This window comes from Desulfobaculum bizertense DSM 18034 (assembly GCF_900167065.1).
Lineage (GTDB): Bacteria > Desulfobacterota > Desulfovibrionia > Desulfovibrionales > Desulfovibrionaceae > Desulfobaculum > Desulfobaculum bizertense.
This window is the reverse complement of the sequence record NZ_FUYA01000012.1, coordinates 1-23,416: the sequence shown is the minus strand read 5'-3', so window position 1 is coordinate 23,416 and position 23,416 is coordinate 1. Positions and strand designations below refer to the sequence as shown.

Below are 23,416 nucleotides of genomic sequence, written 5' to 3'. Positions count from 1 at the left end.
TCATGTTATATCAACCTGCCCCATATGTCCGAGTAATCGCTGAAGCCGGAGTCAACCACAATGGCAACGTGTCACTTGCCATAGAACTAATTGATGCCGCTGCTGAATCTGGAGCAGATATCGTCAAATTTCAAACGTTCAAAACATCTTCCCTGACGACCGAAAATGCTCCAATGGCAAAGTACCAAGAGATAAATACTCAAACCCAAAATACCCAACAAGCGATGCTCCAAAAATTAGAACTTCCGCTTGATGATTTTTATACGCTTGCTCAGCACGCAAAAGAAAAAGGAATTCAATTTCTTTCAACTCCTTTTGATCTTGAATCAATTTCATTTTTACAAAAAATGAAATTGAATACTGTTAAAATAGGATCTGGAGAAATTACAAACCTTCCATACCTTCGCCGCATAGCAGAATTTAAGTGGGATATTTTTCTTTCAACAGGAATGAGTTCTTTGGATGAAGTTCAAAATGCTCTTAATGCATTAATTAAATCAGGAGTGAAGGAATCAAGTATAACACTTTTTCACTGCACAACAGAGTATCCTGCCCCAGTTCAAGATGTGAACCTCAGAGCAATGCTTACACTAAAAGATAAATTTTCAAATATTGCTGGTATTGGATATTCTGATCATACAAAAGGAATAACAATCCCTATTGCCGCCGCTTCTCTAGGAGCTACAGTAATTGAAAAACACTTTACGCTTGATAAGAAGATGGATGGACCTGACCACAAAGCAAGTCTGGAGCCTCATGAATTAAAACAAATGGTGCAAGCAATTCGAGATGTGTCTTCAAGTCTTGGAAATGGGATCAAGGAACCTGCCCCATCTGAAATACCCAATAGGACTGTGGCCCGAAAAAGCATTGTAGCTGCACGGGACATTCTGGCTGGTGAGCTTTTAACAGAAGAAAATTTAACAACAAAACGCCCTGGGAATGGAATTTCTCCCATGTGTTGGGATGACATTATTGGAACAGCAGCTCCTCGGAATTTTAAAAAAGACGAATTACTCTAAATAATTATTAGTGGATACATACATGAAAACCACCGTTTCTGATTATGTTTTTTCACGCGTTGCGGCTGAAGGAGTAAAAGATATCTTCATGGTGTCTGGTGGAGGGATAATGTTTCTCTGCGAGGCACTTGGAAAAAACAAGGAACTCAAATACTGGTGCAATTATAATGAACAAGCCTGTGCTATCGCAGCAGAAGCCTACTCGCGGACAACAGAAAATATTGGAGTATGCCTTGTTACGACTGGTCCAGGAAGCACTAACGCCCTGTCTGGTGTTGCTGGAGCATGGGTAGATTCAATCCCTTTACTTGTCATTTCAGGACAAGTCAGAACTGGGGTATTGGCCGACTATAAAACACAACGACAGGTTGGACCTCAAGAAATTAACATCATTCCGATGGCAAAGCCGGTTACTAAATATGCTATAACAGTAATGGATCCTTTGAGTATTCGATATGAACTAGAAAAGGCCCTTTATCTTGCACAAAATGGTCGGCCAGGCCCTGCCTGGATCAATATTCCACTCGATATACAGTCTTCACTAATCGAAACAGATGAACTTGTTGGGTATGTTCCTTCAAGCAACCTTTGCCCATCTCTCATAAATACCGATATTTCAAAAGTCATTGAGCAACTTTATAAAGCAACACGTCCCGTCATTATTGGCGGAAGCGGAATAATTCTAGCTCATGCAAGAAAAACATTTCAATCTATAGTACATAGAACAGAAATTCCAACACTGCTTACAATGAGTGCAATGGATTTATTGGATGAAAATGATCCTCTTTTCCAAGGTAGACTAGGCCCTGCGGGGCAACGCCGAGCTAACTTTGCATTGCAAAATGCAGATCTTGTTTTGGGACTTGGAGCAAGCCTTTCCATCTCTTCACTTGGCTTTGCTCAAGGGGTCGCGCCACACGCGTACAAAATTCTTGTAAATATTGACGCTGGAGATTTAGACAAAAAAAATATTTCAATAGATCACAAAGTATTAACAGACGTTGATACGTTTATGAAAAAGCTCATGGCGGAAATCAATACAGCTAAAATTAAAATTTCCCATTGCTGGAAAAAGACCTGCACAATGTGGAAAGAAAAATATCCACCATCTTTACCTCATCAGCTCAGGCAAAAATGTTGTGTTGATATGTTTTCATTTTCTGAAGAACTCTCTCAGCAAATGGATAAAACAGATATTTTGGTCGGAGGCAATTCGCATGATGGGGGGCTTATTCAATTTCAAAATCACAAATTCAAGTCACAGCAACGAAGTCTCATCAATTTTTGTTATGGAGCTATGGGATGGGATTTGCCGGCCCTTGTTGGAGCCTGCGTTGCTTCGCCAAATCGACGATCTATACTCACAACAGGGGATGGGAGCATCATGTTCAATATACATGAACTCCTTTTTTTAGGATTTCATAAATGTAATGCCAAAATATTCATTAGTAACAATGACGGATATATGGGTATTATAAAAACACAAGACCGCTTTTTTAAGGGAAATTATGTTGCGGCAACCAAGAAGTCTGGCGTTGCTAATCCAAATTTTAAAGCTCTAGCTAAAGCTTTTGGTTTAAAATACATTTTTCTCGAAAATAATGAACAAATTCGAGAGGCTATTTCAAAAATCTTTTCAGATACAGAACCATGGATCTGTGAAATTAAAACATCACAGAACCAGCAATATTTTAAAGTTGGTTCATATCAAAAAGAAGACGGGAGCTTGGCTTCTCGCTCTTTGGAAGACATGACCCCTCTTCTACCTCCTGAAGAAATTGAAGAAAATATGAATATTTTCAACTAAAAAAGAACTTACCAATATCTTTTGCTTTTAATTTCCTTGAGGACATTATGAAAAACCACCTTTTGCCTGATACGTTTGACGCCCTTCGTAAAAAAGTTGCAATCCTTGGGTTAGGTTTTGTTGGAGCAGCAATGGCAGCTGCGGTTTCAAATGCATCAAAAAGAAATATCCCTATCTATGACGTTATCGGTATAGATAGGCCCACAGAGTTAGGGAAGAAAAGAGTAAACTCGATAAACAATGGAATATTTCCTTTTGAAACAACAGATATAGAACTAAAAAATGCAATTTCAAAAGCTCATAAATATGGAAATATTTATTGCGCTACATCGCATCTCTTGATTGCTGAAGCAGACTACATCGTAGTGGATATCAATTTAGATATTCAATATCAAAACGATGGGACTCCATATTTAGACCTCTCTGCCTTCAAAGAAGCAGTCTCAAGCATCGGGGAAAATATGAAACCTGATGCCCTAATCGTTGTCGAAACAACAGTTCCCCCAGGGACATGTGAGAAAGTCGTATTGCCTATCATCGACAAAGAGTTCAAGAAACGAGGCATAAATTCTACTCCTAATATAGCACACAGCTATGAACGAGTTATGCCGGGGAAGCAATACTATAACTCTATCATTAATTTTTGGCGTGTTTACTCTGGAATTAACAAAGCTTCCGCAGATTTATGCGAAAAATTTCTCCGATCCTTCATACACACAGACAACTTTCCTCTTACTAGGCTGAAAACAACAACAGCAAGCGAAACAGCAAAAGTATTAGAAAACTCGTATCGAGCAGCAAACATCGCTTTCATGGAAGAATGGGGAAGGTTTGCAGAACAGGTTGGTATAGATATTTTTGAGGTCATTAACGCAATTCGTATGCGCCCAACTCATTCGAACATTCGCCAACCAGGCTTCGGTGTAGGTGGGTACTGCCTCACAAAAGATCCATACTTTGCAAAACTCGCTGCAAAAGACTTATTTGGTCTTAATAACTTGGATTTTCCTTTTTGTACTAAGGCTGTTTCTCTCAACAAAAAGATGCCCTTAGTAACCTTAGATGCCCTAGAAAAGGCTTTAGGAGGCCTTGCCGGGCGCAAAATACTCGTACTGGGGGTAAGCTATCGGCAGGATGTCGGTGATACGAGATATTCTCCTACCGAAATTTTTGCACTCAAAGCAATCAGTAGCGGAGCTGAACTCGTCTTTCATGATCCCCTTGTTACATTCTGGCCTGAGTTGAAAACAGAAGTCATTCAGACTTATCCAGAGCCAAAAGAATTTGACACACTGCTTTTCACCGTCGGGCACAAGGCGTATCAAGACATAGATATTCCCAAATGGCTTAATGGAGCCAAACCACTTATTTTTGATGCCAACAACGTCCTCACTGAAAAACAAATAGCAACAATCCAAGCTTACGGTTGCCCTCTCAAAATGATTGGGCGTGGATAAATTTATTCCTTTCAAGAGGGGAAAAATAAAATGAAAAAAGTTCTGATTACTGGCGGAGCAGGATTTATCGGTTTCCACCTTGGTAAAAAGCTCGCTCAAAGCGGGTATCAAGTAGACCTGTTAGATAATTTTTCTCGAGGAGTTCGTGACCCAGAGATTGAAGACGCAATCAATTCAAGAAATCTCCAACTGCTTAATGGAGATATTCTTGACTCCCAGTTTTTGAATACCTTGGATAAAGACTACACATATATTTACCATCTCGCTGCCATTGTCGGTGTTGAACATGTCTTAAAAAGACCATTTGATGTTTTAACTCTTAATTTAAGGCTTCTTGACAATATGATTCATCTTGCCGAGAAACAATCACAACTTGAGAAATTTGTGTTTGCTTCAACAAGTGAAGTATACGCAGGGACTCTTAAATATTTTGAAATGGCAATACCGACGCCAGAGCAAACACCTCTGGCAACTCTAGACCTCCAGTCTCCCAGAACATCATATATGTTATCAAAAATTTATGGTGAAGCGATGCTTAACCAAAGCGACCTTCCTATAATGATTATTCGACCACACAATATATATGGTCCTCGTATGGGAATGGCCCATGTGATTCCACAGCAGCTTAATAAAATTAATTCTGCAAAAGAATTCTCTGACGTAACGGTATATACCCCAGAGCATCAACGTACTTTTTGCTATATTTCAGATGCGGTTAACCTCATCCAACTCCTTACAGAAAATTCAAAAAGCACTGGTGAAGTCTTCAATATCGGTAATGAATCCCCCGAAGTTAAAATCAAAAAAGTCGTTGAAATTGTTGCAGAGACCATAGGTAAAAAAGTTCATTTTGTGTATAAAGACATGAACAGCGGTTCTCCTGCCCGACGTTGTCCCTCCATGCACAAAGCATTTTCACTTGTTGGATATCCTGATGCACTAGTTTCTCTTGAGCAAGGAATTGCCCAAACATATTCTTGGTATAAAGACAAAATTTTTTCCGGCTTCCAGAAGAGTGCAAGCTAAATTTATAAAAAGGGAAAAAAATGTTTGAAGATCTTCTTGCTGAAATTCGCCAAAAGCAACACTTCGGGGATCAATTTATTCCACTTCATGCTCCTGTTTTTCATGGCAAAGAAAAGCAATATTTACTCGATACCATCGATTCTACTTTCGTTTCCAGCGTTGGTGAATACGTAAACCGCATGGAAAAAATGCTCCAAGAAATTACAGGAGCAAAAAAAGCCGTACTTTGTGTAAATGGAACGTCTGCTCTTGAAATGTGCCTCCGGCTCGCAGGAACCAAGCCTGGGGACATCGTATTAACCCAGTCTTTATCATTTGTCGCAACGGCAAATGCAATTGCACATATCGGAGCTACGCCCGCATTTGCCGATATCGAACGAAGTACGCTTGGTCTTTCTCCTCATGCCGTCCAGGCTTTTTTTGAATCTTTTTGTATCAAAAAAGGACATGGAACCTTCCTTAAAGAGTCCGGACAAAAGATTTCAGCATGTGTTCCAATGCATAGCTTTGGACTTTCATGCCGGATGAATGAGCTTCAAGAAATATGCAAAGAATGGAATGTGCCGATTGTTGAGGATGCAGCAGAAGCACTTGGTAGCAGCTACAAAGGTCAACATTGTGGGACTATGGGGTTGCTTGGAGCTCTTTCTTTTAACGGCAACAAAACAGTGACCACAGGTGGTGGTGGCGCGATACTCACCAACGATGAAAAAATCGGGGACTTAGCAAAACATCTTACAACCACCGCAAAACTACCGCATCGGTGGGAATACTTCCATGACTACGCAGGGTGGAATTTCAGGATGCCTAATGTAAATGCAGCCCTCGGTTGTGCTCAGCTAGAGCAGCTTCCTCAAATACTCAACATAAAGAGAAAAAGAGCTGAAATATACGATCATATTTTTATGAATTCACCATGGGAGTTTGTAACGGAACTCCCCGATACCCTGTCAAACTACTGGCTTTGTGCTGTGTTAACTCAAAATAAGACAGAACGAGACAATTTCCTCGCAGCAAGTAACGATGCAAAGCTTATGACAAGGCCAGCTTGGGCTCCATTGCACACGTTGCCCATGTATACGGACACTCCTAAAGGCTCACTTGATATTACCGTGGATATAGCAAACCGATTGGTAAATTTACCCAGTGGCGTAGAAGGTGGAATTTCATGATAGTAAAACAGCGACGTATTCTTGTTTTTACAGGAACTCGTGCTGAGTATGGATTACTTCGGCCTGTTCTTAATGAATTGATCAAATTTCAAATTGAACCGCATTTGCTCATTAGTGGAACCCATCTTGATCAAGCATACGGAGCAACTGTATCTGAGTTATCACAAAGTGACTCCATACAATATCATTATGCCCCCATAGATCTCAGTGACAATACCCCGTTAGGGGTTTGTCACAGCATGGGGGAAGCCATTATTAAATATGCAGATATAATTCAAAAAGTTTCACCAAATCTTGTTGTAGTACTTGGTGATCGATATGAAACACTTTGCATGGCCACAGCTTCAGTAACGTCCGGTGTTCCACTTGCACATCTTCATGGAGGTGAGACAACACTTGGAGCTATAGATGAAGCCTACCGTCACGCCATTACCAAAATGGCACAACTTCATTTTACGTCATGTGAGGAACATCGAAAACGTGTTATTCAGATGGGAGAAAATCCAAAAAATGTATGGAACGTTGGAGCACTTGGGGTTGAAAACATTCAAAAAAGTTCATTAATGCCTCCTGATAATATCCGAAAAGAACTCAATATCCCTAAAGATGCACAATACATTATTGCAACATATCACCCTGTAACAAAAGAAAAATGTACAGAAGAATCTCAGATAAATCATATTCTCAGTGCATTAGAAAAATTCCCCAACATATACGTTATATTCACAGGGGCTAATGCTGATGCTGGTGGAAACAAAATAAACTCCATATTGCAAAAACGGGCAGCAACTCATACTCGTTTCAAATTTTTCATGTCCCTTGGAGTCTATCGCTATCACAGCGCTTCACGCTATGCGCTTGGCGTACTCGGTAATTCTTCAAGTGGTATTATCGAAATACCGAGTTTGGGTATTCCTGTCTTAGACATCGGAGAAAGACAAAAGGGGCGTTACAGATCTTCTGCGGTTATCCACTGTGGTACAGACATCGAAAGCATTACAAGAGGAATTCACACTATTTTACAACCAGAAACCGCTAAACTCGCCAAAATCACAAGCAACCCTTATGATAAAAAGGGATCTGCTCAAAATATTGCGCATACTCTAGCTACATATCCGTTAGATAAAATTCTTAAATCTCAATTTTATGATTGGAATTTCACCTTTAGCGAAACGGATTAAACATGATAAAAAAACTGTTAGAAAAAATAAAAATAAATCCTTCTTTAATATATGAGCTTTCCCTCTTTTGGATATTTGTCTGCATCGGTATAGGGTTATCTAGCAGTTTTTTTACTTTTTTAAAGTCAAGCCAAACAACCGCTCAAGATATACAATTCCTTGCTCTTGGGGCTTTTCACTTCAATTCACTTCATCCAAGATTATATTTTTACATTATTTCATGTTTTTTTATTGGCCTTTCTCTTTTAACCAGCAAGCTCTTAATCAAATATAAATACAGTTTTAAATATCCTTTATTCGAAACTATAATTATTGTTTCTTTCTTGAGCTTAGGTTCATGCTTTGTTCACTCTATATGGTCAGGCTTAATTCCTTTCACTTTTTTTATTCTTCTCTTTTTTAGTTTTAAAAAAAATACGAATGAAGACATTACTCTTACGTGTGCAGAATACCTCAAACAGATAAATCTTACACAAAAAAACAAACGGGTTATGATTCTTATATCTGTTTTGATACTTACTGCATCATTAGGAGTAACATTAAAGATATATAGCAAATTACTTTGGAAAGAGCCTGTAATAATTTTAAATACATTTCAGCGAATCCCTGAAATGTATAAAATTGGATATGACGAAAATGAACGATTTCTAGACTTATCAAAAAAGGAACCAACATTTGACATTCCAGACACAACAATAAATACCACAGAACTAATTAACAAGCTGCACTTGCACGGAATTCGAAAAAAAATAGACATATTCAACCATCATAAGTGGAACAGTTTCCCTTCTAGTATTGATGTCCCGCCAAACAACAAGGCTCTCAATGAATTTGTTCAAAATTATAACAAAAAAACAATACCAAAGCGTTCAATCTGGGAAGTAACAACTCGCCTTGCTGTCTTTCCTCCTCAACTTTTTTATAAAGATGACAAATTTATCGTAGTCTGGGCAGAGGGTTTTAATTCAGGTAACAACAAAGCCTACGCAATGAACATGAATCTTCTGGAAAGACTTTCAGAATTCAAGACTCTTACCACCCCATATAAATCTCAGAAAACTCCCTTGGATCGTCTGCGACAAAGATATCGCCAAAAAAGATCACTCGAGTTTAAACAGCTTCGAAAAGCTCAACTCTCTAAAACTTCAAAGCAGCTCGCTTCAAAATATGATGAAATCCCTTCTGAGGGCCTTGCACAAGAATTTTTACGCAACGCTAATTTTGAAATTACAGCACAGGCTCTTCGTGGAGGAGAATTAGCGCATCAACTTTATCACTTTCTTCCAATGTTTGAGTATCAAAATGGCAAACCACTTCAAAGAATGACACATGAGTATGGTGTTGGATTCACTGTTTTAGGATCAAAAATAGTGAGTCTCTTTTCACCTACACATAAATTCAACTGGGGAGTCGCTTGTAGGATGATGCCCAGTATCGCTCTGCTCAGTTTTTGTATAACAATAATCTCACTCCTCATTCTTTTTAAGGATATAAAAATTGTTTCAATATGCAGTATATATTGGATCATCTGCAAAATAACGACAGGATTTGGAATTTTCATTGTCTACCGTGGTCTTGAAGAACTTCGAGTTCTCTTTTTTGCACCATTACTATGCTCTATATATTATTGGAAACGATATCCAATCCTTGCCCACGTAATAACTCTTATCTTTCTAGCGTTGTCACTCCTTATCAATTTTGAATTTGGGTTAATGCTTTCAATCGCATGGTGTGGTGTATTAATTACCCTCACTTTAAGTGGTGAGTATAGAATACAGAAATCTCTAATTGGGTTAGCACTGACGTCTTTATTAATTTTGATCATTTATCCCATTTCAAGAATTGGAGAACACACTATTAGCAATTATTACTTGCAGGGGTTGCTCAGTATTCCCATGAAACCTTGGAAGTCCTATTTTTTATACTTTATTTTCACAATTGATATATTTATTTTCATCCATATGAGAAAAAATAAATCTAAACTAACACCCCCACTACTTTTTTCCATTTTTGTATCAATGGAAATAGGACTCTATTATACATGGTCTGGGATCAAAACTCATTTCTTAATGTATATCTTTATCCATTCGATCCCACTCATTATATATTTTTATTTCATACTTAATGAAAAAAATAAAAAGGATTGGGTACAAACTGCATGTTATGGTCTCATCTTAGTACTTCTTTTCTCTTTGGGAATAGAAAAATATGAAAACTACAAGATGGGAAAAGAAAGATACTATAGAAACGTTCACTCTCATGTCCTCTATACGTGGAAAAGTTGGGAAACTAATTTTGTATCTACAATGAATCCACAATTTTTTGTAAAGCCCATCCAACTCATTAAAAAGTACACACCCAAAAAACAAAAAAGAATTTATACTATCTCACAGTATGATTTCTTTTTAACTTATCTTTCAAAGAAAAATGGAGCTTACCCCTTCTTTTCACTTATTGATTTTCTCATCACCCAGAAGGAAGTAAAATTTGTAACGGAACAACTTCTAAAAGAAAAACCTCAATTCATTTTTGTCGATTCAGATATCGATTCACCATATCAGCTTGATATAATACCTCTTTACAATGGTTACACATCAAACCCTTGGCTTAGGGCTGAAACGCAGTTCAAACCTTCTACATTTGAAGCAATGCGATCCATATTCAATTCGATACGCAGCTCATATACTCTTGTAGAATCAACACCTCTCATCTCTGTCTATAAAAGGAAAAAAGGGGATTAAACAATGTCCAAAAAACTTATAAGCATTGTGACTGGCTGCTATAACGAAGAGGGAAATATCAAAGAACTCAACAACAGAATTCGCAAAGCCATGTCCCAGTTCCCTCAGTATGATTACGAAATTATATGCATTGATAATTGCTCCACCGATGGAACTCGTGCTGAACTTTCTAAAATTTGTGATAATTTCAAAAATTTTCGAGCAATTTTTAATGTCAGAAATTTTGGCCATATTCGATCCCCATGGCATGCATTTCTTCTTGCAAAAGGAGATGCAGTTATTGCTATGGCCTCTGACCTTGAAGATCCACCAGAACTTATTCCTCAAATGATATCAAAATGGGAAGAGGGCTATACGCTAGCTCTAGCAGTCCGTACAGGAACAGAAGAAAAAGGGATCCTCCCGATTGCGAGAAAAGCATACTATTGGCTTATCAAACGACTTTCGGATGTCGATCAAATTTCAGGATTTACAGGCTTTGGTCTCTATGACAAATCCGCAATGGATGTCTTTCGCTCTCTAAACGAGCCTTACCCATATGTACGGGGTTTAATAACTGAAATGGGATGGAAACGTGCTGAGATTCCTTTTTTTAAACCTCAGAGAACGAGAGGTTTCACAAAGGGGAATTTTATGATTTATCTTGATACAGCTCTCCTAGGAATTGTAAATCATTCCCGCCTGCCACTCCGCTGTGCTACAATTATGGGCCTTTTTGTAAGCGGAGGAAGCTTTTTTGCAGGCTTATATTATATGATTCATAAACTGCTCGCCTGGAACAGCTTTCAGGCAGGTGTAGCCCCTCTTATTATTGGGCTCTTTTTCTTAATGGGATTACTCTTCCTTCTGTTAGGACTCATTGGTGAATATATTGGTCTCATAGTTACTCATGTAACAAAGCGTCCTCTCGTAATCGAAGAAAAAAGAATAAATTTTAATGAGAATCCTCATTAAAAAAGTCTTTCCAATTTTGTTTGAGTGAAGGAGTCCCATGTTGCCGTTGCTCACAATAGCTATTCCAACGTTCAATAGAGCCGTTCATCTTGAAATATTGCTCCAACACTTATTGCCCCAAATAAACGATCAAATTGAAGTTCTAATTACTGACAATGCATCTGAAGACAATACCTCTAAAGTCATTAGAGAATATTGTAATCAAAGTCCGCGACTAAAGGCTATTCGACATCACAGAAATATTGGCTTTAATGGTAATTACAAATATATTTTTGAAGCTGCACGAGGTGAATGGCTCTGGATCATTGGAGATGACGAAATCCCTTCCCCTAATCTCGTACATGATGTTTTAGAAGAGATTGCTAAAAATCGAACTGACATAATACTTTTAGGTATCCAAAAATACAACACTTCAGGTCTTTATGGTGATCCGTTAAAAATTTTTTCCCCGCCATACACTCATGGTACATGCCTTGAATGCAAAAATGACAATGAGCTCATTGCCTATCTTGAACGAATTATCAATCTTGCAGGCTCTTTTAGTTTTCTCTCAAACATTTGCCAACGGACGGATCTCGCCAGCTCAGTCCCTATGCCTCCTGATCTCGAACGCGCTTCTTCTTTCCCCCAAACTTATCGAGGAATCTTTCAACTCAAAAACCAAGCTCGGATAACCCTGCTGACCGAAAGTATAATTTACTCTATAAAAGGAAATGACTCCAAAAAATTTCAAAATCTTATTCAACGGGCACTCTTGGATTTGAGAGAGTACAATAGACTTAGCAAACGACTTTTCCCACGAGAACCAAAACTTCAGCTTGCCCTTTCTAGATGCGCAGCAAGGGAAACCTCTCGATATGTTAGCGAAAATGTTCTCATTCTATTAGTGCAGCGAATATTCTCGGAAACAGACTCATGGAATGAATTTTCATTACTTTTGAAACAGGTTAATCAAGATAATTACAGAATATCAAAAATTAACAGTATTCCTTCATGGATTTGGAATATATTACATTATGTAAGCTTACCTTTTGCACCTCTCTTGCAAATGCAATACAAGTCTTGGACAACCCCTAAACAGTATATTAAAAGCTTTTGGAATAAAAAAAATCATGAAAAAGAGCGCCCATAACTTTTTTTTCCTTAGAACAAATTTAGGAAAACTGCTGACGCTCTCAATACTCATTTATCCTCTTTCACTAATAAATCAAATAATTCTTTCATGGCGATATGGTGTATCCACAAATTTTGATACATATTGGATATGTTATTTCTTTATCCTTCTTATAACAGTGCCTCTCTGCGCAATAAAAGAATCATTCTCTCTTGATATACATCAAAAAAAAGAGTCTTCTTCTATAAAAAAAAGCAAATACTTTTCTTCTCTTTTCAATGCGCTTCTCTTCGCATCTATTTTAATAATTTCAACACTTATAACAACTAAATTATATATAAGCACGACATTAGCACCTAACAATTCCGAAGCACAAACATTATTTATAAGGCTCATCCCCATACTCAGTTTTGCCATAATTTTATTACAAATTAATGAATCATTAACTGCAACCCTCACACTCTATGGTGAAAGTGTTTACATACAACTAGGGAAAATACTTGGAGTCATAGGTTCAATAATTTCTGTCATTGTTCTCGGCGCAGAGTTAGGTATCTTAGCCATCGCATGGGGAATTCTAATCGCAGCTCTCTGCGCATCAATTTTAAACTTAGTTGCTCTACACAAAAAGGGCATTTGCTATCGCCCTTTCTCACTTCCAAAACTTCCCTCCTATCTCTTTACAGCGTCCTTGCCATTTGTATTTTATTTATTCCTTACTCAAGGCGTCGCCTTTTTCCTTCGTTTCGCTCTTCAATCTCTTTCTCCAAACGCAGTTTCTGGATATCAATATGCATTTTCTATTTATAGTATTCCAGAAAATATCATTACATTTTCTTTACATGGAGCATTATGGTCTTATTGGGGGAGTAGTGCATCTAAAGAGAACAAAAGGGGAATATTTATTGACTCAATTACAATAATTTCTTTCATACTTGGGTTTGCAACCCTCACCTTTACACTCTTCAATATCCCAATTGTAAAAATTCTTTTTATGCGTGGAAATTTTGAAAAAACAGCACTTATTGTTTCTACAGCTTTTTTAAAATTACTTGCCTGGACGCTTATTCCTCAGGCTCTTTCATTAATTTTTGGACGATACATAATTATCAATCATAGCTTACGGATAGCTGGATTTGGTTTAACTCTCCAGGCTATTACAGCAGGGGTTAGCATTTATACGGGGATGATAACAAAAAACGTATCAATAATAATTCTTCACAATGCATTTGGAGGTATGACAAGTCTCTTATTTTTTATGTTTTACCTTTCTAAAAAAGAATCAATTATTAGCAGTACGACTTCAAAATGGGTCATACTTTGTTTATTCATATTCTCAACAAATCTATTCCTTCCTTCAATTGACTTTATCTACGATAGCACACTCATTCAAACAGTTCTTTTATTCTCTGCTCTTATTGCTTTCTTTTATATCTATTATAAAACTATTAGGTACTGTAAATTATTTACATCAAAACAAATAAACACACTTCAATTCCTCCTTTTAGGGAGGCAACAAGAGTAATCGAACAGTAACAAGCACTATTTCTCATCGCTGCGCCCCTTGTAGGCACTATACAAAGTCTCGTCTTCCTTATTTTGGAACCTTCCCAACAAAACACGCCACCCAACGCCTAGCGACTTCTTTCAGCGTCAGTCACAAGCCTTTCAACGACCATCTGAATTTCCTGAATTTCCTCAGATGAAGCAGCATCAATATGAATACCACACGCGACCGACACGACACAGTTCCACGCTGCGGCGAGTCGTAACGCAATGCTTCTCGCGAGCTGATCCTCGCGATGCTGCGGCAATGCAAGAACAGAACACGTCGAGCTGACTTCTGCAGGATTTGCTAAAGAAGGGTGAGGAGAAGCAAGAGCAAGAGCGCCAATGTGCGGAGTCTCTCCTCCAGAAATAAGCACAGAGGCATCTGCACCAAGAGAAAAACAGGAAATGTCTATATTCCCACGTGAAAATTCTTCTTTTTGAGAAAAAAAACAAAAATGCGATTCATTGCCCATGCTTTATCACCTTTTTAAAAGAAAATATCTTCGATCTATTCTAAAAATACAGTATACTTGTATCAAAATTTTCATCAAAGCCGCAAAAAGGACACGCGATGAAAAAATTATGCAAATCATTACTGTGCCTTGCGTTGGGTATTATATTAGCATTCCCCATTTTTAGCCTACTCTTCTACACAATGGTGAGGACCTCTACGCCACAGTTTTGCGCATCCTGCCACGAAATCCATTTCGCATATAACACTTGGCGCACCTCAAGCCACGTCAACAATGGCCAAGGAGTCGTCGCGGACTGTATGGACTGCCATTTGCCCGCGCCTCACGATATGGTCAATTTCTTTTACATGAAGACTGCACATGGCATCCGTGATGTTGGCTCACATATCATCAAAGGCTCAGAAGCCTATGATAACGCGGAACAACGGGAAAAAGCATATGCCACGTTTAAAAACGAGCAGTGTCAGAAATGCCATCGGAATATTCTGTACATCCCAAACAACCGCGGGGCAATGCTTGCACACAGGGCTGTGCTCTACCCTCGCGAGGGATACGAAAAGAAGTGTGTCGACTGTCACAGAAACCTTGTTCATAACCCAAGGCCTTTCTATGACTACAAACAGTACCGCCTGAATGCGGGGCTGGCAGGACTTTAAACTGGGGCTAACGTTGGAGGGAATATGAAAAGACAGGGCATTGTTTTTTTAAGTCTCATACTCGGACTGTGCATGCTTTCTGCTCCTGCTTTTGCAGAAACAGAACCAGCCAAACAGTCAGACAAAACTCTAAAACGAGAATTCCGTCTGGAACGAAGCATGTCAAAACAGGCAGAGGCCTGCATTATGTGCCACCGCACAGAACACCCCGGAATGTTCTCTGACTGGGCACAGAGCCGCCACGCTCACGCTGGAATTACCTGCATAGACTGCCACCAGGCAGACCCGACGGACAAAGACGTCAGTACAGAACACGCCAAGCAATACGACCGCTCAGATAATGAGTGGGGCAAAGCTGAATACCGTGTTCCCGTGGCAAGCGTTGTCACCCCTAAAGACTGTTCGCGCTGCCATCCTGACGAGGTAAAACAGTACAGCCGTTCCAAGCACGCCAACACCATTGAAATTATGTGGAAGCTTGATCCGTGGCTGAACAAAGGCATGAACACGGATAACGAACGCAAAACAGGCTGCTACTACTGCCACGGTACTGTTATCAAAATGAAAGACGGCAAGATTGATCCCACAACATGGCCCAACGTTGGCGTTGGCCGAGTGAATCTCGACGGTTCTCTCGGGAGCTGCACAAGCTGCCATACCCGCCACCGTTTTTCCGTTATGGAAGCTCGTAAACCTGAAGCCTGTGGCCAATGCCATCTCGGTCCGGACCATCCGCAGATCGAAATCTTTACGGAATCCAAACACGGCGACATCTATGACACCTTTGGCGACCAGTACAACTGGAATTCTTCTCCCGGGACATGGACCGCTGGCGTTGATTACCGTGCCCCGACATGTTCCGCATGTCATATGTCTGGTTCTGGCAAAATCATGACCAGCCACGACGTCACCGAACGAATCTCTTGGGAAACCCAGGCTCCGCTCACCGTACGGCCTGAAAACTTCAAGCCCTTCCCGGCCAAAACAAGCTGGAAAATCGAGCGCGACAAGATGAAAGCTGTCTGCCGCCAGTGCCACGGTGACACGTGGATCAACGACTTCTACTTCGACTACGACAAGACCGTGGAAGAATACAACGAAGGCTACTACAAGCCAGCCAAGGCCATGCTCGACAAGCTCTATGAAAAGGGTCTGCTCGACAAGACCACATACTTTGATGAACACCTTGAAGTGCAGTTCTATGAGCTCTGGCACCACGAAGGCCGTCGCGCACGCATGGGCGCCATGATGATGGCTCCTGACTACGCATGGTGGCACGGCGCCTATGAGTGCAAGCACCGCTTCAACGCGTTTATGGAAGAAGCAAACCACCTGCTCAAAACTGGCGAAAAGGCATACATCTATCCGACCTTCCCAAACACTGGTGGCGACACCACAAAGCCAGAGGAAATCTTTGGCAAAATGAACGACAAGAAGTAACTGCCTGAGGACACAAACAGCGACAAAAAAAGAGGTTCCAGCCACTGGCCGGAACCTCTTTTATATGCATTGCCCCCCAAAAGGGGAAATCAAAACAGCGTTAGAACTTGGCGCTGGCCTGATTATAAATGCTCGTATCAAGCTGCTTTTCGCTCTTGGCGACCAGAAGAGACGTCATTGCGTCACCGCTGATGTTCACCGTGGTACGTGCCATATCAAGGATACGGTCAATACCAGCGATAAGTGCAAGGCCTTCCATCGGGATATTGGTGGAAGTCAGGATAAGGGACAGCATAATCAGACCTGCTCCGGGGATACCTGCAGTACCAATAGAAGCCAGCGTTGCTGTCAAAATGATGGTCATATAGGCGGTCATATTCAGGTCAACACCGTAAGCCTGAGCAATAAAGATTGCGCAGACGCCCTGATAAATAGCGGTGCCGTCCATGTTAATAGTTGCGCCAAGCGGAAGGACAAAACTTGCAATAGGCTTAGACACACCAAGGTTCTCTTCTGCGCAACGCATCGTTGCAGGCAGGGTGCCGGAAGAAGAACTGGTGGAGAAGGCCACAAGCTGAGCGTCCAAAATGCCGCGGAAGAACTTCAGCGGATTCAGGCCAGCCACAGCTGCGATGCTACCACCATAAACCAAAAGAATGTGGATAAGACTCGCACCATACGCAAGGCCGATAACCTTGAGCAGGGGCAAAATGGCAGCCATGCCGTACTGGGTCATAAGCTTTGCCATCAAGGCAAAAACACCAATAGGAGCAAAGGAGAGGACCAGATTGGTCATGGCGTACATGGTTTCAGCGAGGCCATCACAGATCTTGCGGACCGGCTCAGCCTTTTCGCCAGCAATATTGATAGAAATGCCAAGCAGAATGGCAAAACAAATAATCTGCAAAATATGACCGTTGGTCATGGCGGCAACCGGGTTGGTCGGCACAATATTGAGCAGCGTATCGATCAGGCTCTGGTGCTTTGCAGCTTCCTGCACGCCCGTCACCTGAAGGTGCATGCCTGCGCCCGGCTCAAAAATCAGGCCGGCCATCAGACCAATGGTAATTGCACACATGGTGGTCAGGATGTAGATCATGAAGGTTTTCAGACTCATTCGCCCAAGAGTCCTCAGATCCTTCATCGAGGTCATGCCCGATACCAGTGTTGCAAAAATAAGCGGAACAATAAGCAGTTTGATTCCGCGCAGGAAAAGCGTCCCTAATGGGGCGATCCAGAGTGAGGCAGTTGGTGCAACAAGCCCAAAGATGACACCAGCAATCATGCCTATGAGGATTTTCATCCAAAGTTTCACATCGTCCTCCCTAAAATTTTTCATGGTCATACACAAAACTGCAAAAAAACGCAGCAAAAAAGAGTGTATTAAAAACCATTTATCAGAAATCCAAGATTGGCAATCTTATTTTTCACATTTTTTTAGAAGACTTACGATGTAAAACTGTTCTAAAAATAGACTTCTTTATAAATTCTAAACAATTAACTTATCAAAAACACAGTTTTTGACAAAACGGTGGAGAGCTATTTTCGGAATTTTTTCTCAAAAAAGAGGCCCCAGTGCCTCCAGCGCCGAGGAATTTCAGCATGAAACTCTACTTCCTCCCCGGTCTGAGGATGAAAAAAGCACAAATAATGAGCATGCAAAAAGAGCTGCCCCGGGCCTGTTCCGTTTCCATAAAGCCGATCACCCAAAATCGGAGCTCCAAGCCCAAGCTCATGAGAGGAGTGCACCCGGAGCTGATGGCTCCGGCCTGTATGTGGTGTAAACTCCACAAAACTCAATCCTCCATGCGTCCCCAACAAATCCCAGTGCGTGATACTCTTTTTCCCGTCAACAGGATCATAGACCTGATATGGACGATTGAGCGGGTCCATTCGAATCGGCAAATCCACAACACCACCCTGCTCTTTCAGCTCTCCCTGGAGCACTGCAAAATAGCGCTTCCTTGTTTGACGCTCCCGAAACTGAGCACACAGATGCTTATACGATTCTTCGGTTCGTCCAAGGACCATCACTCCAGAGGTATCCATATCCAGCCGGTGAGCCGCCGGGTAATGGTGACAGTCCGGGAAAAGCTCTTTCACCCGCTCGGTTACGCAGTCCTGATTCTCTGGTCCCTTGCCGGGGACCGAAAGCAGGCCGCTCGGCTTGTTCACCACAATAATATCTTTGTCTGAATGCAAAATTTTCATATATCGTTAGTCATCTCCCAGCCCGCAGAGCATAAAGCCCAGCAGAGGCTGACATTTTTCTTTACAGGCAGCATAAAAATGACCGTGCTGGCGTGAACCAGAACGATTCTCCCGCCCCCAGTAAAACTCACAAAGCCCCAAAGGGCGAAGTTTATGTTTTGCGGCGTACTGTAGTAGTTTTGGCGCACAGCAGTCTCCCGCGCCCGTAGGTATTCCCTTCGCAAGGAATACGTCCCGAAGCAAGCTTTCCTCACCTCGGAAATTTCGCAACACATACAAATCCTGAATATCGTGCATCAATTCTTGAGAAAGACGCTTCCGGTACGCAGCAAGCTCCGTTTTTCTTTCTGTAGTGAGAGGCCAACCAACCAACTTTTTTGTCAGCACACAGTCCTCTTCACTTCCTTCATTCCTCAGCACCCTGCTCACCGCTTTGATTTGAGCATCAACCGGGGCACTTATATCCCAAAAGCTCTCCGGATCTAAAACAGGTGGAACCCAGCCAGGAATTTCCCAGTGGCCGTTGTACTGACCTGAAAAGGCCTTGGCCCAGCCCCTTTTCCCCGCTGCATCTTCATAGCTCATCACGCCAAGCATTTGTCCGCGAGCACTGCCCCAGAGATACTCGAGTGAAAAATCAGGGTGAGCTTGAGTAGATTCAAAATCCATACGTCCTGACGTTTCCAGCTGTGAGCACAGTATTTGAGCTACACGACGTGCAGGTCCAACGCGCAACTCATGCTCAACTTTGCACGAGGCGCAGTAGGCAAAACACGCCCTAAAATCGTCCTGTGGCCAGCGTGGGTTTTCTTTCATTTTATATCTATAAACCTATTGCCTTTAACTCTTCCTGAGCGTAAAGATTGCTTAGGCAATTTTTGCCTTACCTCACAAGCCTAGCTTTCCTGTGTTGGAAGTGGAAAGGGCTGGATGGGGGAAGATTTGGGGGCGCTGCCCCCAAGCCCCCGCGCAAGGGAATGATTCCCTTACGTATCCTCAACGAGTTTGGATTCGTTTCACGCTTTGCGTGAACCAAATTCAAACTTGGGTGAGAAGGCGTTAAGAGCCTCTTTCTCTTCTGCGTGTCACCACCTTTTTTTCTAAACGCTCGCGTTCAGAAAAAAAACGAGTAAACAAGGCAAAAGAACACTCGATCGGGAAATGCCCCTAGCTGAAAAAGAAGGCTGAGGGAGAGGAAAGCGAAGCTTTCATCCCATTCAGCCTTCTTTTTCAGCGAAAGCGGGATTCCCAAGGGCCTCGTCCTTGGGCGGGGTCAAGGGGCAGCGCCCCTTGCAGAGCACGAGACAGAGTCTCGTACCCCACCCTTCCCTAACGAAACATCCGACTCTCGCCCCCTCTGCCCTACTCCACAAAAAAGGCAGGATGAAAACTGACTTCGCCAGCAGGGAGATCATCGCGAAAGGTGTGCACCATAAAAAATTCTGGGGGAACACCAGGAAGAGTGTAGCGAGAGTCCGCAACAAAGCCATGATGCGAATAAAAATCGGGATTACCAACAAGAAAACACGCAGAAGCATTGGAGGTGCGTAACATCTCAAGGCAACGGATAACGAGCGCACTGCCAATACCACGATGCCGCTCTTCACGCTTAACAGCAATAGGCCCAAGTCCAAAACAACTTCCATCACCGGAAGAAATTTTTACAGGAGAAAGCGCGACATGCCCAAGAATCTCTCCATTTTCTTCATAAATCATGGAAAGGCTCAAGGCATTGGCGTCACGAAGGGCGTCCAAAATCCGATGCTCATTGTTCTGGCTAATCTCCAAATCCAAAAACGCAGTTTCAACAAGCTTTGAAATTTCAGGTATATCCGTGGGAATTTCAAAACGAAAACCCATTGTAAGCTCCTTGTTCTTACGGAGAATTAAAAATCACATACGGAGTTGTATAAAGAGCTACTCTCCCCCTAGCAAGGGGGAAGATAGCGCTAAGACACAACTGGCGTGCATCCTGAGGAAAATTCTTCTGTATTCTTTGTCTTTCAGCAAGAGGCCTAAGGGGGACTTCCCCAAGTCCAAGGCAGTGATAACCCTTTGTTTTTCCGCTATAAAGCAAAGAAACCAACCCCAATATGCTCCTCAGTTCAAGTAAACACACCCACCTTGACTTTCCCCTAAAGTGGGGTAAAGTACAAGGCATAATCACCAAAACTAAGGATTACACTATGGCCACAGTCATTTCCTTTTGCAATCAGAAAGGTGGTGTAGCCAAGTCAACGAGCGTGATCAATATTGCTCACTGCCTTGCGAAATACCACAGCAAACGCGTTCTGGTAATCGATACTGACCCGCAGCATAATACTACCCTGATCTACGGGACAATGTCTCCCTTTGACTACCCTCTCACATTTGCAAGTGTAATACGTGATGAGAAGCTGAGTCTTGAACCGTGCATCTACCCTACCAAATACCCAAAGCACTCGGAAAAGACGAAGTACCCTACCATATCCATGATACCAAGCAATATGGATATGTTTGGGCTTGATGGCAGTGGTGACCCAAGGAGTTCGTTCCTTGCACTTCGAGACAAGCTGACCGAAGAAATCCACGACAAATTCGACTTCATTTTGATTGACTGCCCGCCAAACATCAACGTTGCGCTGAATAACGCGCTGGCAGCCAGTGACTACTATATTATTCCCGTCAAGAGCGAAGACTGGTTTGCCCTCAAAGGCATGCAGCAGCTCCAGGCGCATATCCATTTTATCAGGGAGTCGTTTAACAAAAACTTAAACATCCTTGGTGCGCTTATTACCATGCGGGACAACCGGACAAATCTTTCTGAGTCCATGAGTACCGCAATTGCGAGTTATTTCCGGGAGGCGACATTCCAGCACGCCATTCGGAACAACACAGCCATAAACCGGGCGACGTCCAACCAAAGGACCATATTCGAAGAAGATCCCAAATCAAACGGCGCGCAGGATTATCAGGCTGTAACGAGCGAACTCCTCGAACGAGTTGGAGCACAGGAGTAATTCATGGCTGGCGGCGCATATTCGGAAATGCTCCGGCAAGGCCAGAAGCTTGCTGAGCAGGAAAAGAATCGCAAAAAAAAGACAGCAGCCCAGTCTAAAGATGACATGACTGCTTCTCTTTTGGCGGACCTTGAATCCAACCCATATGAACAGGCGCTTCAGAATAAATTTGAGAGTCAAAAGGCACTTTTTCGATCCAACACACCGGAAAAGTCCAACAGGCAAATCCAACACACGAATCCAACATACGAATCCAACACACCCCCTACTAAAAGTGAGGAATCGGCTACTTCGAGTACCACACGCCGACACCTCACGAGCGTCCCTCTTAACCACGAGGAAGGCTTGGGGGACAAGAAGAATTCGTCATCACCAGGTACGAATCCAACATACGAATCCAACACACAAACCCAACACACAGATCCAACACACGAATCCAACAGGGGGTATGTTGGACCGGACTGTTGGAAAAGAGTGTTGGATTCTAAAAGTCAACACACGAATCCAACAGGGGGTGTGTTGGATCCAACACACGAATCCAACACACGAATCCAACACACAGATCCAACACACGAGACCGAAAATCCAACACAGCAAAATCCCCCTAAAAACTTCCTCAATTTCAAAAAAATAGTCCGGACAAAATCACAGAAAAAAGTCTGGGCATATCTCGAAAAATTTGGCGACCAAATCACCACGAATGCCTTGATACACAAGGAAACAGGAGTTGCCATAGGGACAGTAAGAGACATACTCAGGAAGTTCGAAAGAGAAGGCTTTCTCGAAAAGAAAAAGTGGGCGGATACCGACGGGAGACAGGGGCTCAAAATCACCCTCAAAATACCCCATTTTGCAAATCCAACACACGAATCCAACACACAAATCCAACTGTCGGATCCAACTGTTGGATTTGCCCTCTTAGAAAGAAAGAAAGAATACTCTCTTACTAAAGAGAATAACGTAGAGCTAAAGACTGACTCTACGCTGCAGCATCCCATCCATGGTCAAGCAGCCAGTGAATGGGACCTCACTGAAAAAAATATTGCCGCAGCCTGGCCTTTGATTCACCAGAAGGGATGGGGACGCAGCCAACTGAGTCAGCTCAAACCAATTTTCGACGCTCGGGATATTCCATTCGACATTGTCCGGCAGGCTCTCAACTACGTCGAATGGGAGCTTAAGGAGCACGGAGAAGTTCGGGACAAAGCACAGAAGCCTGTCAGCGATCCTGTAGCCTGGCTTTTTGTTGCCCTGAAAAAAACAGGCTACTACGCCAAGCCTCTTGGCTATGAATCCCCCGCAGAAAAACTTGCCCGGGAGCAGGCTGAAGAAGCTCAGCGCATTCGTGCTTATGAGCAAAAGGCTGCGCAGAATGGCTACAGCCAAAAAAGCAAGAAGGCCATGGAGTGGTTTCACGATCTCTCTGAAGATGAGCAGCAAATAATTCTCTACGCCCAGCCCGGCGGCGGCCACGAACCAAATGTTCACTGGATTTTGCGTGAATGGTCTCGCCGAAATGATTCGTTTGGCAAATAAGATTACTTTTTGTTTTGCTCTTCGTGGAGGAGGAGAGGATGGGGTTACGAGACTCCGTCTCGTGCTCTGCAAGGGG

General features: G+C 42.1%; 19 protein-coding genes. 14 read left to right on the top strand and 5 right to left on the bottom strand.

Annotated elements, in window-relative coordinates:
• Positions 1–2 precede the first annotated feature (2 nt).
• Genes neuB through B5D23_RS13860 form a run of 10 tightly spaced genes read left to right on the top strand, consistent with a single transcriptional unit; the run spans position 3 to position 13,999 of the window.
• The gene (gene neuB, locus B5D23_RS13905; protein ID WP_078686063.1) at positions 3–1,022 is read left to right on the top strand and encodes an N-acetylneuraminate synthase; all 1,020 of its coding nucleotides are present in this window, start codon (positions 3–5) and stop codon (positions 1,020–1,022) included.
• Positions 1,023–1,044: 22 nt separating this feature from the next.
• Positions 1,045–2,829, top strand: a complete 1,785-nt coding sequence (locus B5D23_RS13900; protein ID WP_078686062.1) for a thiamine pyrophosphate-binding protein — start codon at positions 1,045–1,047, stop codon at positions 2,827–2,829.
• Positions 2,830–2,876: 47 nt separating this feature from the next.
• The gene (locus B5D23_RS13895; RefSeq protein WP_078686061.1) at positions 2,877–4,286 is read left to right on the top strand and encodes a nucleotide sugar dehydrogenase; all 1,410 of its coding nucleotides are present in this window, start codon (positions 2,877–2,879) and stop codon (positions 4,284–4,286) included.
• Between the two features lie 30 nt (positions 4,287–4,316).
• Positions 4,317–5,312: an NAD-dependent epimerase/dehydratase family protein gene (locus B5D23_RS13890; RefSeq protein ID WP_078686060.1), complete on the top strand. Its 996-nt coding sequence runs from the start codon at positions 4,317–4,319 to the stop codon at positions 5,310–5,312.
• Positions 5,313–5,332: 20 nt separating this feature from the next.
• Positions 5,333–6,484, top strand: coding sequence for a LegC family aminotransferase (locus B5D23_RS13885; protein WP_078686059.1), 1,152 nt, complete (start codon positions 5,333–5,335; stop codon positions 6,482–6,484).
• Positions 6,481–7,665, top strand: a complete 1,185-nt coding sequence (gene neuC / locus B5D23_RS13880) for a UDP-N-acetylglucosamine 2-epimerase (RefSeq protein WP_078686058.1) — start codon at positions 6,481–6,483, stop codon at positions 7,663–7,665. The genes B5D23_RS13885 and neuC overlap by 4 nt, the downstream gene beginning before the upstream one ends.
• 2 nt (positions 7,666–7,667) lie before the next feature.
• Entirely contained in the window at positions 7,668–10,406 is a 2,739-nt protein-coding gene (locus B5D23_RS13875) for a hypothetical protein (protein WP_078686057.1), read from the top strand.
• Between the two features lie 3 nt (positions 10,407–10,409).
• A complete protein-coding gene (locus B5D23_RS13870; RefSeq protein WP_078686056.1) occupies positions 10,410–11,360 on the top strand; it encodes a glycosyltransferase family 2 protein in 951 nt (316 codons plus the stop codon).
• Between the two features lie 37 nt (positions 11,361–11,397).
• Positions 11,398–12,492 (top strand): glycosyltransferase family 2 protein, encoded by a 1,095-nt coding sequence (locus tag B5D23_RS13865; RefSeq protein WP_078686055.1) that lies wholly within the window; start codon positions 11,398–11,400, stop codon positions 12,490–12,492.
• Positions 12,473–13,999, top strand: a complete 1,527-nt coding sequence (locus B5D23_RS13860) for a lipid II flippase MurJ (RefSeq protein WP_078686054.1) — start codon at positions 12,473–12,475, stop codon at positions 13,997–13,999. The genes B5D23_RS13865 and B5D23_RS13860 overlap by 20 nt, the downstream gene beginning before the upstream one ends.
• A 109-nt stretch (positions 14,000–14,108) precedes the next feature.
• On the opposite strand, the gene B5D23_RS13855 is transcribed toward B5D23_RS13860, so the two are convergent.
• Complete coding sequence (locus tag B5D23_RS13855; RefSeq protein WP_078686053.1) at positions 14,109–14,498, bottom strand: prenylated flavin chaperone LpdD; 390 nt, start codon at positions 14,496–14,498, stop codon at positions 14,109–14,111.
• Positions 14,499–14,596: 98 nt separating this feature from the next.
• Between B5D23_RS13855 and B5D23_RS13850 the strand changes: the two genes are divergently transcribed.
• Both B5D23_RS13850 and B5D23_RS13845 read left to right on the top strand, forming a co-directional pair.
• Positions 14,597–15,154 (top strand): cytochrome c3 family protein, encoded by a 558-nt coding sequence (locus tag B5D23_RS13850; protein ID WP_078686052.1) that lies wholly within the window; start codon positions 14,597–14,599, stop codon positions 15,152–15,154.
• Between the two features lie 24 nt (positions 15,155–15,178).
• The gene (locus B5D23_RS13845) at positions 15,179–16,594 is read left to right on the top strand and encodes a multiheme c-type cytochrome (protein WP_078686051.1); all 1,416 of its coding nucleotides are present in this window, start codon (positions 15,179–15,181) and stop codon (positions 16,592–16,594) included.
• Positions 16,595–16,694: 100 nt separating this feature from the next.
• Here the strand turns inward: B5D23_RS13845 and B5D23_RS13840 are convergent, their stop codons facing one another.
• The 4 genes from B5D23_RS13840 to B5D23_RS13825 all read right to left on the bottom strand — a co-directional run bounded on the left by B5D23_RS13840 (position 16,695) and on the right by B5D23_RS13825 (position 20,665).
• On the bottom strand, positions 16,695–17,909 hold the full coding sequence (locus B5D23_RS13840; protein WP_200803676.1) for a dicarboxylate/amino acid:cation symporter: 1,215 nt from the start codon (positions 17,907–17,909) through the stop codon (positions 16,695–16,697).
• A gap of 224 nt (positions 17,910–18,133) precedes the next feature.
• A complete protein-coding gene (locus B5D23_RS13835) occupies positions 18,134–18,805 on the bottom strand; it encodes an RluA family pseudouridine synthase (protein WP_078686049.1) in 672 nt (223 codons plus the stop codon).
• A gap of 6 nt (positions 18,806–18,811) precedes the next feature.
• Positions 18,812–19,474 carry a hypothetical protein gene (locus B5D23_RS13830; RefSeq protein ID WP_144012633.1) on the bottom strand — a complete coding sequence of 221 codons (663 nt, stop codon included), beginning with the start codon at positions 19,472–19,474 and terminating at the stop codon, positions 18,812–18,814.
• A 693-nt stretch (positions 19,475–20,167) separates the two neighbouring features.
• Positions 20,168–20,665 (bottom strand): GNAT family N-acetyltransferase, encoded by a 498-nt coding sequence (locus tag B5D23_RS13825; protein WP_078686047.1) that lies wholly within the window; start codon positions 20,663–20,665, stop codon positions 20,168–20,170.
• A gap of 326 nt (positions 20,666–20,991) precedes the next feature.
• Between B5D23_RS13825 and B5D23_RS13820 the strand changes: the two genes are divergently transcribed.
• The gene (locus B5D23_RS13820) at positions 20,992–21,804 is read left to right on the top strand and encodes a ParA family protein (protein ID WP_159446015.1); all 813 of its coding nucleotides are present in this window, start codon (positions 20,992–20,994) and stop codon (positions 21,802–21,804) included.
• A 3-nt stretch (positions 21,805–21,807) separates the two neighbouring features.
• Complete coding sequence (locus tag B5D23_RS13815) at positions 21,808–23,340, top strand: hypothetical protein (protein ID WP_078686045.1); 1,533 nt, start codon at positions 21,808–21,810, stop codon at positions 23,338–23,340.
• The last annotated feature ends 76 nt before the right edge of the window (positions 23,341–23,416 follow it).